Source organism: Paucisalibacillus globulus DSM 18846, from assembly GCF_000482485.1.
Taxonomy (GTDB): domain Bacteria; phylum Bacillota; class Bacilli; order Bacillales; family Amphibacillaceae; genus Ornithinibacillus; species Ornithinibacillus globulus.
This window is the reverse complement of record NZ_KI519436.1, coordinates 226226-242891: the sequence shown is the minus strand read 5'-3', so window position 1 is coordinate 242891 and position 16666 is coordinate 226226. Positions and strand designations below refer to the sequence as shown.

At 37.5% G+C, this 16666-nt stretch carries 16 protein-coding genes; 5 read left to right on the top strand and 11 right to left on the bottom strand.

Annotation, left to right across the window (positions count from 1 at the left end):
- Positions 1-8: 8 nt before the first annotated feature.
- From K332_RS0114975 to K332_RS0114960, 4 genes are all read right to left on the bottom strand, one after another.
- Positions 9-824 (bottom strand): ZIP family metal transporter, encoded by an 816-nt coding sequence (locus K332_RS0114975; protein WP_026908197.1) that lies wholly within the window; start codon positions 822-824, stop codon positions 9-11.
- Between the two features lie 202 nt (positions 825-1026).
- Positions 1027-1860, bottom strand: a complete 834-nt coding sequence (locus tag K332_RS0114970) for an alpha/beta fold hydrolase (RefSeq protein WP_026908196.1) — start codon at positions 1858-1860, stop codon at positions 1027-1029.
- A gap of 27 nt (positions 1861-1887) precedes the next feature.
- Positions 1888-2688 (bottom strand): aminoglycoside adenylyltransferase domain-containing protein, encoded by an 801-nt coding sequence (locus K332_RS22645; protein ID WP_026908195.1) that lies wholly within the window; start codon positions 2686-2688, stop codon positions 1888-1890.
- A gap of 15 nt (positions 2689-2703) precedes the next feature.
- A complete protein-coding gene (locus K332_RS0114960; protein WP_026908194.1) occupies positions 2704-3549 on the bottom strand; it encodes a DUF5700 domain-containing putative Zn-dependent protease in 846 nt (281 codons plus the stop codon).
- Between the two features lie 161 nt (positions 3550-3710).
- Here K332_RS0114960 and K332_RS0114955 point away from each other — a divergent pair, with 161 nt between their 5' ends.
- Positions 3711-4520: an N-acetylmuramoyl-L-alanine amidase gene (locus K332_RS0114955; protein ID WP_026908193.1), complete on the top strand. Its 810-nt coding sequence runs from the start codon at positions 3711-3713 to the stop codon at positions 4518-4520.
- Between the two features lie 443 nt (positions 4521-4963).
- Positions 4964-5416, top strand: a complete 453-nt coding sequence (gene yiaA, locus K332_RS0114945) for an inner membrane protein YiaA (RefSeq protein ID WP_425414464.1) — start codon at positions 4964-4966, stop codon at positions 5414-5416.
- Between the two features lie 102 nt (positions 5417-5518).
- On the opposite strand, the gene K332_RS0114940 is transcribed toward yiaA, so the two are convergent.
- From K332_RS0114940 to K332_RS0114915, 6 genes are all read right to left on the bottom strand, one after another.
- Positions 5519-5851 carry a DUF3870 domain-containing protein gene (locus tag K332_RS0114940; protein ID WP_026908191.1) on the bottom strand — a complete coding sequence of 111 codons (333 nt, stop codon included), beginning with the start codon at positions 5849-5851 and terminating at the stop codon, positions 5519-5521.
- The gene (locus tag K332_RS0114935) at positions 5852-6619 is read right to left on the bottom strand and encodes an IclR family transcriptional regulator (protein WP_026908190.1); all 768 of its coding nucleotides are present in this window, start codon (positions 6617-6619) and stop codon (positions 5852-5854) included.
- A gap of 68 nt (positions 6620-6687) precedes the next feature.
- Positions 6688-7860, bottom strand: coding sequence for a saccharopine dehydrogenase family protein (locus tag K332_RS0114930; protein WP_026908189.1), 1173 nt, complete (start codon positions 7858-7860; stop codon positions 6688-6690).
- Between the two features lie 227 nt (positions 7861-8087).
- Positions 8088-9578 (bottom strand): aldehyde dehydrogenase family protein, encoded by a 1491-nt coding sequence (locus K332_RS0114925; protein ID WP_026908188.1) that lies wholly within the window; start codon positions 9576-9578, stop codon positions 8088-8090.
- Positions 9579-9622: 44 nt separating this feature from the next.
- A complete protein-coding gene (locus K332_RS0114920; protein ID WP_026908187.1) occupies positions 9623-11272 on the bottom strand; it encodes a thiamine pyrophosphate-dependent enzyme in 1650 nt (549 codons plus the stop codon).
- Positions 11269-12447, bottom strand: coding sequence for an LL-diaminopimelate aminotransferase (locus K332_RS0114915; RefSeq protein WP_026908186.1), 1179 nt, complete (start codon positions 12445-12447; stop codon positions 11269-11271). Before K332_RS0114915 ends, K332_RS0114920 begins: the two co-directional genes overlap by 4 nt.
- A gap of 162 nt (positions 12448-12609) precedes the next feature.
- Here K332_RS0114915 and kynU point away from each other — a divergent pair, with 162 nt between their 5' ends.
- From kynU to kynA, 3 genes are read left to right on the top strand one after another with little or no spacing between them, the layout of a single operon-like run.
- Positions 12610-13881, top strand: coding sequence for a kynureninase (gene kynU / locus K332_RS0114910; RefSeq protein WP_026908185.1), 1272 nt, complete (start codon positions 12610-12612; stop codon positions 13879-13881).
- Positions 13881-14525 carry an arylformamidase gene (gene kynB / locus K332_RS0114905; protein ID WP_026908184.1) on the top strand — a complete coding sequence of 215 codons (645 nt, stop codon included), beginning with the start codon at positions 13881-13883 and terminating at the stop codon, positions 14523-14525. Before kynU ends, kynB begins: the two co-directional genes overlap by 1 nt.
- Before the next feature lie 10 nt (positions 14526-14535).
- Positions 14536-15366: a tryptophan 2,3-dioxygenase gene (kynA, locus tag K332_RS0114900; RefSeq protein WP_026908183.1), complete on the top strand. Its 831-nt coding sequence runs from the start codon at positions 14536-14538 to the stop codon at positions 15364-15366.
- A 99-nt stretch (positions 15367-15465) separates the two neighbouring features.
- On the opposite strand, the gene K332_RS23335 is transcribed toward kynA, so the two are convergent.
- Positions 15466-16545, bottom strand: coding sequence for a DUF5667 domain-containing protein (locus K332_RS23335; RefSeq protein WP_026908182.1), 1080 nt, complete (start codon positions 16543-16545; stop codon positions 15466-15468).
- Positions 16546-16666: the final 121 nt, after the last annotated feature.

Here is a 16666-nt window from a genome sequence, read left to right as displayed (position 1 = left end):
AAGACTTTTTAACCGAAAGCTACATCCAAGATCATCATCAAAACAAACCCAATCATTAAACACATCGTGGCTAAATCTTTATTCCCTTTTTCATGTGAGCTTGGAATTACTTCCTCAACAACTACAAAGATCATGGCACCAGCTGCAAAACTTAGTGCATATGGCAGTAGTGGTTCGATAAATGATACCGCGATTGCCCCTATTACTGCCGCAATTGGTTCAACCATTCCAGAGAATTGTCCGTACATGAAGCTTTTTCCTCGAGACATTCCCTCTGCACGGAGTGGCATTGATACCGCGACACCTTCAGGGAAGTTCTGAATTCCGATTCCAAGTGCTAATGTAATTGCGCCTGCTAAAGATGCTTCTGGTCCAGCATTTGCAAGAGCCCCAAAGGCAATCCCAACCGCTAACCCTTCAGGTATATTATGAAGGGTGATGGCAAGCACCAATAATGTACTTCTTTTTTGCTGATGGTGACGACGTCCTTCCGCTTTGCCAATTGGTGTATTAGGATGTAAATGAGGTAACACTTTATCGATTCCCCATAAAAAGAATCCTCCTAATAAAAAACCAAATGCTGCTGGAAACCAAGATGCTATCGCATTGTTTTCTGACATTTCAATGGAAGGTGCTAAAAGTGACCAGTAACTAGCAGCGATCATGACACCACCTGCAAATCCCAGCATACCATCTAATAATTTTTGATTTAAGGTTTTCGTAGCAAAAACTAATGCTGCACCTAGAGCTGTCATCCCCCAAGTAAACAATGTGGCAATAAAAGCTTGTGTAGTAGGGCTAAATTGCTCAAAAAAATCCATCATGATAAAGAACTCCTTAATAAATTACTTTAGAATAATTATTAAAATGTTTCCTGTAGTAAACATTTTATTCCTGAGCCACAATATAGTCAATGTTATTGTATAGTTTGGCCAAAAGAAAATTAAAAATTACTCAAGTGTGTAAGGAGTCTAGATGACAAAATGGGTCTATATGTATCAAATTTGATTTTGTTCTCCCCATCTTTTATAGAGTTTGTAAAACAAATTCTGCAAACTTCTCTTCTTGCTCTGAAAAAGGATTATGATTACTCTCCTCAAATATAGTTAACGAAGCACTTGGGATTAATTCTGCTATCTCAACACCAAATTTCATTGGGCATTGGGAATCATATTTTCCAGTGTAAATATAACTTGGGATTGAAATGTATTTTATTTCTTCCCGGATATCATACGTTGGATACTCTACTTTTCTAAAATAATCTAATCTTGGCCCTACTGTCTTGCCACTATTCGGCTTCTTCATAGATTCTTGAAGCTTTTCCTCTGAGTGATAAGACATTAGCGCCCATTCATATCCTATTTTTCTTCGTTCTTCAATTGGTGTTGTAGGCTCTTCTAACAAATTCATAATTTCTACTATTCTATTAAAATTCGGATTCTTACTGCAGTAAATAGAGTCTGGATCTGCTCCGTATTCAAAGCTAGCAGCTGCCCCACCAGCAATGATTTTAGTTAATGATTCCATACGTATAATTGCATACTTTAATGCGAGCATGCCACCTGTTGAATGTCCTGCAAAACCCCATTTCTTAATTCCAAGTGCTTCGCGGATTGCTTCCATATCTAACACAGCATTATCCATACTATATTCGTTCTCATTTTTAGCTTGTTCAGAGTTTCCAGCCCCCCTCAAATTAATGAGGTATACATGATAATGATTGGTAAAAGGATTAGCAAATGAATTCCCCTTCTCATTATATGCACTATAATGATGCGTTACAGCAAGTGGCTCTCCCTCACCCTTTTCGAATAACTCAAATATCCCTCTATTTGTTTCTATTAATCTTTGCTTCCACATACTGTTTCCCCCTCGTTACTGTTTATATTATGTAATAGTTAACTTTTTCATTTCCCCTATAACATAATTCTTTATCCTAAGAAGTTCCGTCTCATGGATTCTGCTAATATCTGTTCTACTAGAATAATCATTAACAATTTTTTGTATAGTTATTTTCAGCTCAGTTGGTAAAATCTCCATCCCCCATTCTCCGGCTTCTTGTTTAGAAGAGATTACACCATCTTTCAGATACCAATACACACGAAGCATGTTTAATATGCAATAAATAGGATCTGCAACAATATTCTCCAAGCAATCTTCAAAATCTCCCATAATAGAAGATATATAATCTTCTTTAGGTATAGAAGGAAATACTTCAGCAATTGGCTTTCCTTCCATACATATCCCACGGTGATTCAAAACTGTAATGTGAGCTGCTAAATCCGGGTCCACATGTATTGCATCATTTATGAATTTAGCAGTACCCTTATCTAAATCGCTTTCATACCTTTCTCTCCAATACTCACTATAATGAAAATCAAATGGACATGGATGTTGCCATTTTTGTAGTTGATTCGTATTTAGAAAGCTAATTTCAATTGGATAAGGAGAATTAGAATGGAAAACAAAAAGCTGTGCTAATTTCTTTTTCGTTATTCCTGACACTGGTTCATTTGTAACTACCAATATATCTATATCACTTCGTCCTGGATTAAAACCTCCCATTGTCAAAGAACCATGAAGGTAGATACCAACGATGGTATGGTTACAAATTTCATTTATCTTAGCTTGTATAGTTAATACGAATTTTTCGATAGTTGGAGTACGCGTTTTCCATGAATAAGACATTTAAAATCCTCCAATCTATTCCCTGTTTTTGTTCAACCATTCTTCTACAATTTGGAAGAAGTTATCTTCCTTCCACAAAAGCAATGTATTTATTTCTCCAATCTCTTTAACAAAATCTTGAAACATGGCATCTGCTAAAAAGTATCCAAGCCGTGAGAAACCAAATGTGGTTCCACCATGAATGGAAAACCACTCTTTGAAGATTTCTTGATTGTTTTCCTTACTTAATAGATCACTAGTAAACCTTTTTATTATTTCTTGTTTATTATTCTTAGCAAATTTCAACCACTCGTCCCCATCATTATCATAAGAAAAATAAATAGACTCTTTTAAAAGTCGGACAATTTGCTTCGAAAAATGAGTTGCAGTACCTTCCTGTAATAACCAGGTATATGGATGGTCCCACTGAACAGACTTCCAATCCATTTGATGATTATTAGAAATGATATGATGTGCAGCATGACCAAACTCATGTGCAATAAGTACTTTCAAAGAATCCTCCTCAGGCTCTAATCGTTCGATTGCCAACGTTATATCTGGGATAATTTGATGATTCGTATAGCCATTAGAACCGTATGCACCGACAATTAGGTTCACAGCAATTGGAAATTGAAGTTGATAGTTAGATTGGTATCCTTGAACTACAATCTCTATCAGATTACCAATACAATCATGCACCTCCTTAATAGAATCCCAATCAGAGGAGTACATTCGAATGGCTTGATTTAACCTATCATCTGTATTCTTACAATGAACCTGAAAATAAAACTCAAAGATATCTGGGAAATTATTATAATACGCTCTTAAACTTGATAATGTTGGATTATCTGGAAAAGAACGATATGTATCAATAATTTTCATTCTCTCTTTATCTACCTTTCTACCTTTCGTACTTATACGATTAGATTAATATCCTAGAACAATCGTGGAAATTAGCAAAAGTCAAGATGTTTGTCCAATAGCTACTTAAAATGAAGAATAAACTATCACGTAAGATAATTTATGAACAAGGAGGGAAAGAAATGAAATTATACCTTGATCCCGGTCATGGTGGAACAGACCCCGGTGCACAAGGAAATGGCTTAAAAGAAAAGGATATTAATCTCGATATAGCGTTAAAGATTCGAAATCTCATAACCAATCAGTATGAGAATGTTTCTGTCAAAATGAGTAGAACTAGTGATGCGACTAAAAGCTTAAATCAACGTACCAATGAAGCAAATGCATGGGGTGCTGATTATTTTGTATCCATTCATTGTAATTCATTTAATGGATCTGCACGTGGCTATGAGGATTACATTCATAGCGCTCTATCTGACTCCTCCCAAACAGCAAAATACCGAAATATTCTTCATGAAGAAATAACTAGTGTCAACAGACTACAAAACCGTGGTAAGAAAAAAGCTAATTTCCATGTCTTGCGTGAATCTTCTATGCCTGCTATTTTATCGGAAAATGGTTTTATCGATAATGCTCAGGATGCTGCATTAATGCGTGATGCCTCTTGGAGACAAACGGTTGCCCAAGGGCATGTGAATGGTATTGCTCGTGCATTCAACCTTAAACGAAAGGAATCTAGTCCATCCCCTTCCCCAACTTCCATATACCGTATTATTGCTGGATCTTTCCAAGCTAAAAATAATGCGGAAGGTCGTGTAGCTTTTCTTAAGAAAGAAAATATCAATTCTTTTGTTGACTCCATTACTATTTCCGGAAAAGTTTGGTATAGGGTGCAAGCAGGAGCATTTGAGAACCGAGATAATGCAGAAAACCATCTTGCTAAAGTAAAGCGTTACGTTCCTGATGCTTTTATTATCCAGGAACAACGATAAATAGAAAAGGTTCACTAGTTGGTTAAAGACTAAACATTAACCCAAGCTTATGAATTTGTTACGATAGGTTCAATTTGAAATAGAATTGAACTTATCGTTTTCTTTTTATCAAACGGATAATTTTCCCTCTCAGGATCTCCTAATTGCAACTTTTCCTCTCCAAATGAAGCAGATTGTCCAAAATTTTTAGTTATTATGACACATGTTACTCAAACTATTTCACCTTCTTTATTCTAACAAATATTCCGAATTATACAATCACCTTAGTGTTTTACAGATAAACTATACGAATTTACCGTTTATGGGTAGAAATCCCCATAATAATTATTAAACTATTATGTTATTATCGAATTATCTATTATTATCATGAAGTCAACATTAATAGTAAATTACTTTTGATTTTACAAGGGGGAAAAGTGATGTCTGACCTGAAAGAAGTATTAATGGAAAAAGATGAGACTGAGAAAACCAGACCGGAAATACCACGTGTGGAAGGTGAGCCAACTGCTGCATTTAAAGGGGCTTCATGGGCTGCACTGTTAATTGGTGTATCTGCTTACTTTATTGGTTTGTTTAATGCAGGCATGGAGTTGAATGAAAAAGGTTATTATTTTGCCGTTTTAGTCTTTGGTTTATATGCTGCAGTCTCCTTACAAAAAGCTGTCAGGGACAAAGAAGAAGGGGTACCGGTTACGAATATTTACTATGGCATTAGTTGGCTTGCATTAGTCATAGCAATCGCATTAATAGCAATTGGTTTATATAATGCTGGAAGTATTATATTAAGTGAAAAAGGATTTTATGGAATGTCATTCGTTCTTAGTATATTTGCAGCAATCACGGTTCAGAAAAATATTAGAGATACTCAAAAAGCAAGAGAAAAAAGTGGGTTCTAGCTTCTTTGGTTAGATTAACCAAATTACTAAGGGCATTGTGAAAAAGAAACAGAATCTATCGCAATTGATAGTTTCTGTTTCTTTTTATGGATATCATATTCTCTATTCTAAAGAGGTATTGACCCTCTTCTCCAAATACAACTCATACTGCTTATATAAATCCTTTAACGCAGAAGAAATCGCATTTCCAGCTTTCCCCATATAATACCTTTTAACATCTTTTACAGGTCCCTCTATACCATCTTGCAAACTGTACCCACGTAATAAATGATGGACAAAGTCTCGGCCATGTTCTGTAGCTAACGTACAACTTGCAGCCACAATAACGCCATATTTCTGATCAATTTCAGCAGTGATGGTTAAGGTTTCATACATATTTTGCGCAGCCATTCCAGATGGCAATCTAGCATGTCCTGCAATAAAAACGGTATTCATTTAGTCTACCACTCCTTGGACGAAACCACGAAACCCTAGTTTCCTAGATATTATTGCGGCCGTTTCTTCTGATTTCATTTTGATTTTATTTAGATTATCACCTTCGAAATAAGTAGACAGACCACTAATCGTTAATGCTGCGACAACACGGCTTTGATAATCATAGATTGGAAATGATATGCCTGTTGTATTTTCATCTTGTTCACCATTGCTGTAAGAATAACCATCTAAGCGTATGCTGTGAAGTTCCTGTTCAAATTCTTCACGATTAATTCTTCCCTCTGCTTCTGCTTGATTTAGAATAATCTCTTGTTTTTCCTTGGATAGATTCGCTAATAAAAGTTTTGGTCCTGAACCAACATATAGAGCAGAGTTCTTACCTATCCTCGTATATAATCGTATAGCCTTTGAGCTTTCGACCTTCTCAATATAAGTTGCTTCGTTATGGTTCGTTACTACAAGGTGCACCGCCTCTTGAATATCATTTGCTAGGCTTTCCATATAAGGAAAAGCTATTCTCCTAACCTCCAATTGGTCGGAAACAAGTTGGCCTAACTCTAAAAGCTTAAGCCCAAGTCGATAACGACTATCATGCTCATTTTCCTTTACTTTATAAACATAGTTCATCGATTCAAGGGTCGTAAGTAGACGATAGGCTGTTGGCTTTGGAAGATTGGATCGTTTGGAAATTTCCTTTAGTGAAAGTTCATAGTTTTTTTCATTGAATAAATTTAATAGATTAAGTGCTTTCTTTACACTTTGATTCATTTCTATTCCCCTTGCGTTCGCAATTAGAAAAAGGTCCCTCTACGTTTTATGCAGAGGGATGATTGTCTTTAAGACTTTACTTTAGAACTAGCGGTTTGAACGGATTCCTTAATTTGAACACCACGTTTGCCCATCTCGTTAATGTATACATCACCAGGTACACTTTGCTCTGGTGGGTATACACCCTTCTTAGCAATTGTTCCATTTCCAATCATTTGCGCAACGACAGAAATCGTATTAGCTGTTGCTCTTGCCATCGCCGTTACATTATGTTCACGATCTTTAAATGTGGCCATTTCATACTGATAAGTTGTTTCCTCTCCGGCCCTCATTCCGGAAACAACAACACGCAGAAGTACAGCATCATCTCTATCTCCTAGTTCAACAATCGGGTCAAGAACTTTTAAGAAAACTTCCCTTGGATTAATCTTCTGACCTCGTAATTCAACCTCATAATCATTGCGGGTAAGATTTAAATCAACTAATAATTGGAACTTCTCCGCGTGACCTGGGTAACGAATGGTCTTGTATTCAAGTGTATCAATGTCTGGATATGAGACTGATAATGTAGATGTCCCACCAGAGGTATGGAATGCTTCTAATGGACCAAACTTTTCAAAATGAAGTCGCTCTACCTCTGATAATGAAGGGACTTCCTGTTTTACCCCGTTTCGAATAATAAGGGATGGATCTGTGTAATGGTCGAACAGACCCTCCATTGAAAACACATGGTAATACTCAAGTGGCGGCTCTGGTTTGACCGGTATTCCACCAACATATAGTTTAATAGATGTTAATTCATCTAATTTACTAGCACCATAGCCTGAAAGAATGTTAATCATTCCTGGTGCTACGCCAAGGTCAGGGATTAATGTTACGTTTGCAACTTCAGCATCTTCATGCATATCCAATACCTTATCGGTGATATGTCCGATATGACCACCGAGATCAACGGAGTTTACCCCGACTTGGATTGCTGTTTTTGCTACTATTTCGTTAAAGGAATAGAATAGCGCGTTTATGATGACGTCAAATTGACGCATGAAGTTTGCTAGTTCCTGTTCATCTGATGCGTTCACTTGATAGGCAGTTAGTTTTGGTGAGTTTAATTGGTCTACTACTTCTTGCGCGCGTGTTAGGTCGATGTCTGCTAGGCCTATTGCTGTTATTCCTTCGCTTTGTGTTAGGTCGCGTGCGGCTTCTTTTCCCATTAATCCTGATCCTAGTACTCCGATTTTCATCGAATCACTCCTTTTGTGAAATATATTAATTGTCTTATGCTACCCGCGTCCCGAATACACTCCGCTTTCCTGCGGGTGGCGGTGAGCCTCCTCGAGCTAAAGCTCTGTGGGGTCTCACCCTTGCCACTGTTCCCGCGGGAGTCTCCGTGTATTCGGGCCGCTCAGTGCAATCACTTAATTTTCCTCTTCGATTAATAACGTGAAATTAATAAAAATTAATTCGGACATTACTCCACATCAATCTGTGCACGTTGCAATTTACCGCTGTAATCCACGTATACTGATTTCCATTCGGTGTAGACGTCTAGGGCTTGGGTGCCGGAGTCACGGTGGCCGTTACCTGTGCCTTTTGTTCCTCCGAATGGTAGATGGATTTCTGCTCCGGTTGTTCCGGCGTTTACGTAAACGATTCCTGTGTCTAGGTCGCGTTGTGCTTTGAATACTCGGTTTACATCTCTTGTGAAGATAGAGCTTGAAAGGCCGTATGTTACACTATTATTTACTTCGATAGCTTCTTCAAAGCTTTTTACTGGAACTAGTGAAACTACTGGACCGAAGATTTCTTCTAGAGCGATGCGCATGGATCCTTTAACATTTGTAAATAATGTTGGTGCAAAATAGCTTCCATTTGCATGGTCCCCTTCTGTTAACTCATATCCACCGGCGAGGAGTTTTGCACCTTCTTCTTTTCCAATTTCAATATATTGTTTAATTTTTTCGATACCTGCTTTATTAATGATTGGTCCAACTTTATTGGCAGAATCTAATCCATTACCAATTGTTAATTTTTCCATTGCAACTAGTAAGCGTTCCTCCAATGCCTCTTTCACATCTTCATGAACAATTACACGACTACATGCCGTACAGCGCTGGCCACTTGTTCCAAAGGCACTCCATAAAATACCTTCTACTGCTAGATCTAAGTCTGCATCATCCATGACAATTACTGCGTTCTTCCCGCCCATTTCTAAGGAAACCTTTTTCAGTTGGCGACCACATTCTGCGGCGATATTACGTCCAACATCATTTGACCCCGTGAAAGAGATCACGCGAATATCGTCATGATGAACCATAGCATCACCAACTTCAGACCCACTACCAAATACAACGTTAATAACACCTTTTGGTAGGCCAGCCTCTTCAAAGATTTTTGCTAGCTCATACGCCATAATTGGCGTTTCTGTTGCAGGCTTCCATACCACTGCATTACCAGCAACAATTGCCGGGAACGACTTCCAGGTTGCGATTGCGATTGGAAAGTTCCAAGGAGTTATAATACCAACTACTCCAATTGGGGCACGTATGCTCATTGCAAATTTATCTTTTAGTTCAGCAGGTGTTGTTTGCCCAAATAACCGACGCCCTTCTCCTGCCATATAAAACGCCATGTCAATTCCTTCTTGAACTTCCCCACGTGCTTCTTCAATAACCTTGCCATTTTCCATTGTTAGAAGCTGAGATAATTCTTCTTTTCTTTCTTTTAATAAATAACCTACTCGATATAATACTTCCGCACGCTGTGGTGCTGGAACTAATGCCCAATCTTTTTGTGCTATCTTAGCAGCTTTAACTGCCGCATTTACACTATCTGCATCTGATAATGGAACATCTAGAATTGTTTCGCCAGTTGCAGGATTAATAACAGGTGTAGTCTTTTCTACATTCACCCATTCTCCATTAATAAAGTTTGTTAGTTTTTTTGTTTTTACTTCTACCATTCGTAATAACCTCCTAATATTATTTACTTCTATATGTTATTGGCTTATCCCCTCAATGATGATAGGCTTGATGAAACCGAGATATTCTCTACATCAGTCATGATTTCGATAACTGATGGCAGATCATTATTCAATGCTTGATTTAGAGCATGTTGGAAGTCACTGATCGTATGTACCGTGAATCCTTGTGCTCCAACGCCATTCGCCAAGGAAGTAAAGGAAACCGCACCTAAATCAGTTCCAATCACTCTTTCTGGATAATGCATTTCCTGGTGCATACGGATGGTTCCATAACTATTATTGTTGAATACTAGTGCAATTACTGGCACCTTTTCTCTTACAGCTGTCTCAAGTTCTTGGAACGTCATCATAAAACCACCATCACCTGAAAGCGAAACAACTACCCTATTCGATAAAGCTAGCTTTGCACCAATTGCTGCTGGTAGCCCGTAGCCCATTGCTCCAGAAGTCGGTCCAACATAAGTATTCTTTTCTGTAAAGGGATAGAATCCATGTAGCCACCCTGCAAAGTTTCCAGCATCATTCGTGATTAATGCATCCGCTGGTAACATGTCTACAAGAGCTTGAATTACATGCATATTGATGACTTCTTTGTCAGTCACTACCAATCTACTTACAGTCTCATAACGAAGACGACTTTCTTCAGCCCATGTTGCCCATATACTATTTAGCTTTATCTCCTCAAATGCCTCTAACGCCTTTTTCATATCTGCTATTATGGCCAAATCAGGAGGATAAACCTTTCCAATCACATCGTGTTCAATATCAACATGAATTAGCTTTTGGTCTGGAGATAACAGGGAATAATCTTGTGTTGTTACTTCTGACAACCTCGTTCCCAGCGCTATAACCAAATCCGCTTCCTTGACCGTTTCAATTACCTGTTTTGGTGTCCCTAAGCCTAAATGTCCAGCATATAAATCATGGTTATTTGGAAAAACATCATGCCGACGAAAAGCAGCCATTACTGGAATTTGTAGTTTTTCAGCAAAGCTAATTAATTCTTCCTCTGCTTGGGAAAGTTTAACGCCACCACCTGCAATAATAAGTGGCTTTTTAGACTTTAGGAGGAAGCTCTCCATTGAAATAACCTCTTCATTAGAAGGTGCTGGTTTTGGTATGGTTATTACTGGACCAAAATGCATTTCCGTTTCAATTGGAAGCACATCCTCAGGGAGAGAAACAACTACTGGCCCTGGTCTTCCAGAACGAGCAATTCGAAATGCTCTTCCAACAAGTTCCGGCATTCTCTCTGGATCCTTTACCTCAACTGCCCATTTGGTTATCGGTTTGAAAAATTGATCCAAATCTACTTCTTGGAATCCTTCACGACCACGAAACTTACTATGCACCTGCCCAAGGAAAACAACCATTGGTGTGGAGTCCTGATAAGCTGTATGAACCCCAATGGTTAGATTAGCAGCCCCAACCCCTCTTGTCGCAAGTACTACACCTGGTTTATGAGAAGCTTTCGCATATCCTTCCGCCATAAACGATGCTCCGCCCTCATGCCTTGCTGAAACCAGATCAATGGATGGTTCGTCATATAGTGCATCTAAGAGAGGTAAGTAGCTTTCACCTGGTACACAAAATACCTTATTTATGCTTTCTCTTTTCATACATTCTACAATTGCCTGTGCTGCGTTCATTCTTATTTTTATCCCCGTACTCATGACGATTTCACACCCTTACTTGTAAATTCCTTTATTCTATTAATTACTTCATCAATACGTTCTAAATCTACTGATAAAGATATTCGAATATACCCTTCCCCAGAAGGGCCAAAGGCTGTACCAGGAGTTACAATCACCCCAGCTTCCTCCAAAAGTCTTTCTGCAAATTCTGCTGATGTATACCCTGCAGGAATCTTTGGCCAAATAAATATCGAACCCCGTGGCTTTTCAACTTGAAAACCAGCTTCTGTTAAACCTTGATACATTCGTTCCATTCTTTCCTTAAATATTTCACTATGTTTTTCTACATCTGATAAATTGCTTCTTAAAGCTAGTGCTGCAGCTCTTTGAATGGCTAGAAATTGGCTAGTATCGATATTACTCTTATACGTGTGAAGAGCTTTAATCAATTCCTTGTTCCCTACTACATACCCAATCCGCCATCCAGTCATGTTAAAGCTCTTGGATAATGAACCAAACTCGACAGCGATTTCTTTCGCATTTGGTACTTGAAGAATACTTGGTGACTTATAGCCATCAAACGTAACTAAGTCATATGCAGCATCATGGATAACTACTATGTTATTTTGTTCACCAAATGTAATCGCTTCCAAAAAAGTCTTTAATTCAACAGTAGCTGCCGTTGGATTACCTGGGTAATTTAGAAACATTAGCTTGGCATTCTGTTTATCCTGATCTGATACGTGGTCATACATTGGTACATAGCCTTTTTGTGTATTCAACGGAAGATACGTACTTTTACCACCAGCTAAGTGTACCGCAGTTTGATAAACCGGATATCCTGGATCTGGAATAAGCACCGTATCACCAGGATTTATAGCAGCTTGAATAAGATTTGCAATACCTTCTTTAGAACCGATTAATGTTAACACTTCTGTCTCTGGATCTAACTCTACCCCATAATGATTCTTGTAAAAGTAAGCCACTGCTTCCCTAAATTCTTTACTACCATCATAGGGTGAATATCGGTGATTAGCAGAATGTTGTACCTCTTCACAAAGCTTATCAATAATAAACTTTGGAGTTGGTAGGTCTGGTGCCCCAATTCCTAAATCGATAACATCCACACCTTTTGCCTTTAATTCCTCTTTTCTTTTCTGGAACTTAGAAAAAAGATACGGTGGTAAGTCCTTTACCTTATTTGACACGTACATGGTTCTACCCATCCCTCCGTTTCAATATATGAAATGCCATTTCATATATCTGACATCAGTATAAACATATTATTTATTTTTTTCAATTATTATTAAAAAACTAAATATTTTTGTTACAATGAATATGAAAAATGCTTACCAAAAGAAACAGAGGTGAATTTAGTGAATACAAGTAGAGAATACAGTCGAGTTCTCGATCAACATGATTCTTTAAATAATTTCCGAAAAGAATTTTATGTTTCAACCGATAAGATATATTTGGATGGAAATTCTTTAGGATTATTATCCAAACGCTCTGAGAAAAGTGTACTAACTATCCTTGATTCCTGGAAAACACTAGCGATTGATGGCTGGACGGAAGGAAAGCATCCCTGGTTTTATTTATCAGAGAAAATCGGAAATCAATTTGCAAGCCTTCTCGGGGGTAAACCTGAGGAACTTATTGCTACTGGCTCCACCACTACTAACCTGCACCAACTCCTTGCTAGTTTTTATAAACCTAAAGGGAAAAAGACAAAGATTCTAGCAGATGAATTAAATTTCCCTTCAGACATATACGCGATTAAGAGTCAACTTCTGTTGAAGGGATACTTACCGGATGAACATCTCGTTCAAGTTAAAAGCAAAGATGGTCATTTCCTAGAAACAAAGGATATCATTACTGCCATGACAGAGGATATCGCAGTAATTATTCTTCCAAGTGTCCTTTACCGTAGCGGTCAAATTTTAGATATGCAGAAGATTACACAAGTAGCACATGAACGAGGGATAGTTGTTGGCTTTGACTTATGTCACTCCATTGGTTCCATTCCACATGAGTTGTCCAAATGGGGTGTTGACTTTGCCTTTTGGTGTACGTACAAACACTTAAATGGTGGTCCTGGGAGTGTTGGTGGTATTTATGTCAATGAGAAACATCTTGGTCAAGAACCAGGACTTTCTGGTTGGTTTAGTTCTGCCAAAGAAAAACAATTTGACTTAGAACATGAGTTAACCCCTGCCAAAACAGCAGGTGCTTATCAGATAGGTACACCACATGTTTTAAGCATTGCACCACTAACTGGCTCATTAGAGTTATTCCATGAAGCAGGGATTAATGCTATTCGGAAAAAATCATTACAGTTAACAGACTATCTCATCGAATTAGTGGAGAATGAGTTAACTGACTATCCATTTGAAATAACGTCTCCAAGAGACCATGTTAGTCGTGGTGGTCATATTTACTTAATACACCAACATGCAGCAAGTATTTGTAAAGCCTTAAAAGCCAGTGGTATTATTCCTGATTTCCGTAGCCCTAACGGAATAAGACTAGCACCGGTAGCTTTGTATAATACATTTGAAGAAGTATGGAGAACTGTTCATACTCTGAAAAAAATCATGGAAGAAGAACGTTATAAAAAATTCGAAAATACAAGAGGAGTAATTGCCTAATGACAAAATGGATTGATATTACACAACCCTTAACAAACGATATGGCACACTGGCCAGGAGATAGACCTTTTCAATATGAAGTAGCGGCTACAAAAGAACAAACTGGCTCTGCTAATGTAGGGAAGATTACTACGAGTGTCCATATGGGAACCCATGTTGATTCCCCCTTTCACTTCGATAATGATGGAGAAACCATAGAACAAATTCCAATCGAAACGTATATCGGTGAAGCACTTGTCATTGACGTTAGCAACTATGAAATCATTACACCGGAAGTATTAGATAACTTTAATTTAGATGGTGTGAAACGATTATTACTTCACACATCACTTCCAAATAATCCAACGTCCTTTCCAGAAGTACTACCATTTCTAGACCCTACTATCGGTGACTACCTAGCAAGAAAAGGCGTTTTTTTACTAGGAGTAGATATGCCTTCTGTGGATCCAATTACTAGTAAAACGCTAGACACTCATCACGCACTTCATCGTAATGGTATTCATATTTTAGAAAATATCATGCTTGACGATGTAGAAAGTGGGGAATACGAGTTAGTTGCTCTACCTCTAAGAATTGTTGGTTCAGATGGTAGTCCAGTACGAGCTGCTTTACGTCCGCTTAAGGAGGAAAATCAACATGCGTGAAGATTATTTAATGGAATTTTACTCCGATGACACTGGTGCCCATACAGATTTCAAAGAAAAGATGACATATGGTGATTATTTACAACTCGAATTATTACTAGATAGCCAAAAGCGGCTTTCTGACCATCACGATGAAATGTTATTTATCGTTATTCACCAAGTAAGTGAGCTATGGTTAAAACTCATGATACATGAAATCGAGGCTGCAACCGAAGCCATTCAAAAGGATGAATATCAATCCGCTTTTAAAATGCTTGCTCGTGTTTCCAAAATACAATCTCAAATAATTCAGTCCTGGGATGTGCTCTCGACCCTAACACCTGCTGAATACATGGAATTCCGTAATTTTTTAGGAAATGCTTCCGGTTTCCAATCGTATCAATATCGATTAGTTGAATTTGTTCTGGGATACAAGACACCCCATATTGTAAAAATCTATGAAAAGAATCCTACTCTACATAAACGTTTAAAAACAGCATTTGAAGCACCTGGACTTTATGATGTTTCGATTCAAGCACTGAGTAAACAGGGTTTTAGTATTAATCAGCATATTTTAAATCGAAATTTTTTTAATAAGTACGAGCAGGATCCGACCGTAGAAGACGCATGGTTAGAAGTCTATCGAAATAAAGATACGTACTGGGATCTTTATCAATTAGCTGAGAAGCTTGTTGATATTGAAGACTGGTTCCAACAGTGGCGATTCCGTCATATGAAAACGGTAGAACGGATTATTGGACATAAAACTGGTACTGGTGGCACTTCAGGTGTTGGGTATCTTAAGAAAGTATTAGATCATTATTTTTTTCCAGAGTTGTGGGAAATTCGAACAAAATTATAAGTCAAAATTTAATGGGATTCTTACAGCCTGTTAACCAGTATTAAAAAGTGCTTAGAGGTTATTTATTAAATACCTCTAAGCACTTTTAACTACTTATACTTAGTTATTATTATTCCCATTATTGCCTTTTACATTGTCTTTTTTACCTTTATTACCATTATTTACGTTGTTTCCGTTGTTTTGTTTCTTTTCGGCTTTTTCTAATGCCTTTTCAGCTTTCTTCTCTGCCTTATCTACAACCTTCTCAGCTTTCTTTTGAGCTTTTTCAGTTTCTTTTTCAGCCTTTTTATTGCCTGATTTTGCAACTTCTACTATTTCAAGTTCTTCAACATCTGTTTCTGGTGCCACAACAGTTAATGTTACTTTTTTTTCAGATTCTTCCACTGTAACTGTTCCATCTGTTACCACTTCTTCTAATTCAACCTCATCCTTATTTACATCTTTATTAGCTCTTTTCTCAATTTTCTCTGCTAACTTTGCAAATGATTTTTCAATATTTGTCATGATAGCGGCTTGTGCTTTCGGATTATCGATTTGTGCAAGAACAGCTGAAAGAGCATGGATGTTGTTGGCAATTTTCATTTTAACTTGTGCAACTTCTTCAACATCTACTGATTCCTCTTTCTCTACCGCTTCATCAGTTTCCTTATCTCCTTCACTATCTCCCACAGTTCCTTCTTCAACGGAATCCAGTATTGTACTTTCAAAATCTGCTTCCTCGTCAGCATTTTCGCCAAGTGTTAGTTGTGCTTTTTCGTTATTCGTTAAAGCTGTTTGAAGTAATTCTCCAGCTTCTTCATATTTATCTTCTTGAATTAGTGCATTTGCTTCTGCAATACGTTCAGCAGCTAGTTCTGCTAAAAATTGACTCTTTTTATAATCATTGAATGTTAATGCTAATTTAATTTTTTCTTGCATTTCTTCAATAAAGTAGAAAAAGTCTCCAGGGATTAATCCTGCTTCCACTTCATCTGTCTTTTCTTTTACTTCTTCCGTTATTATTTCATCAGAGTTTGTTTCTTCTACTACAGTATCTACATTAGTCGTTGTATCTTTGGATTCTGTGACTGTTAGACTACCCTGATTACTTTCTTCTGCTAGTACTGACGCAGCTCCAGATATTACTACAACAGTCGCTAAAACTGTACTTATTACGATACCTTTGATTGAAAATTTCATGAATACATTTCCTCCCCAAAATTATAATTGCATTAAGAAAATTCGGGGTGTTGAATAAATATATGTCCTATTTTGATGAACTACTTAAAAATGTTACTTTCATACTATGTATTAACAAATT

What these genes read in the sequence shown, in the direction of transcription:
- K332_RS0114925 (WP_026908188.1), bottom strand. Translation starts at nt 9,578, where the DNA reads ATGGTAGAAGTAAAAACAAAAAAACTAACAAACTTTATTAATGGAGAA.
- K332_RS0114975 (WP_026908197.1), bottom strand. Translation starts at nt 824, where the DNA reads ATGATGGATTTTTTTGAGCAATTTAGCCCTACTACACAAGCTTTTATT.
- K332_RS0114970 (WP_026908196.1), bottom strand. Translation starts at nt 1,860, where the DNA reads ATGTGGAAGCAAAGATTAATAGAAACAAATAGAGGGATATTTGAGTTA.
- K332_RS23335 (WP_026908182.1), bottom strand. Translation starts at nt 16,545, where the DNA reads ATGAAATTTTCAATCAAAGGTATCGTAATAAGTACAGTTTTAGCGACT.
- K332_RS0114955 (WP_026908193.1), top strand. Translation starts at nt 3,711, where the DNA reads ATGAAATTATACCTTGATCCCGGTCATGGTGGAACAGACCCCGGTGCA.
- K332_RS0114920 (WP_026908187.1), bottom strand. Translation starts at nt 11,272, where the DNA reads ATGAGTACGGGGATAAAAATAAGAATGAACGCAGCACAGGCAATTGTA.
- K332_RS0114930 (WP_026908189.1), bottom strand. Translation starts at nt 7,860, where the DNA reads ATGAAAATCGGAGTACTAGGATCAGGATTAATGGGAAAAGAAGCCGCA.
- kynA (WP_026908183.1), top strand. Translation starts at nt 14,536, where the DNA reads ATGGAATTTTACTCCGATGACACTGGTGCCCATACAGATTTCAAAGAA.
- kynB (WP_026908184.1), top strand. Translation starts at nt 13,881, where the DNA reads ATGACAAAATGGATTGATATTACACAACCCTTAACAAACGATATGGCA.
- yiaA (WP_425414464.1), top strand. Translation starts at nt 4,964, where the DNA reads ATGGAAAAAGATGAGACTGAGAAAACCAGACCGGAAATACCACGTGTG.
- K332_RS0114915 (WP_026908186.1), bottom strand. Translation starts at nt 12,447, where the DNA reads ATGTACGTGTCAAATAAGGTAAAGGACTTACCACCGTATCTTTTTTCT.
- K332_RS0114960 (WP_026908194.1), bottom strand. Translation starts at nt 3,549, where the DNA reads ATGAAAATTATTGATACATATCGTTCTTTTCCAGATAATCCAACATTA.
- K332_RS22645 (WP_026908195.1), bottom strand. Translation starts at nt 2,688, where the DNA reads ATGTCTTATTCATGGAAAACGCGTACTCCAACTATCGAAAAATTCGTA.
- K332_RS0114940 (WP_026908191.1), bottom strand. Translation starts at nt 5,851, where the DNA reads ATGAATACCGTTTTTATTGCAGGACATGCTAGATTGCCATCTGGAATG.
- K332_RS0114935 (WP_026908190.1), bottom strand. Translation starts at nt 6,619, where the DNA reads ATGAATCAAAGTGTAAAGAAAGCACTTAATCTATTAAATTTATTCAAT.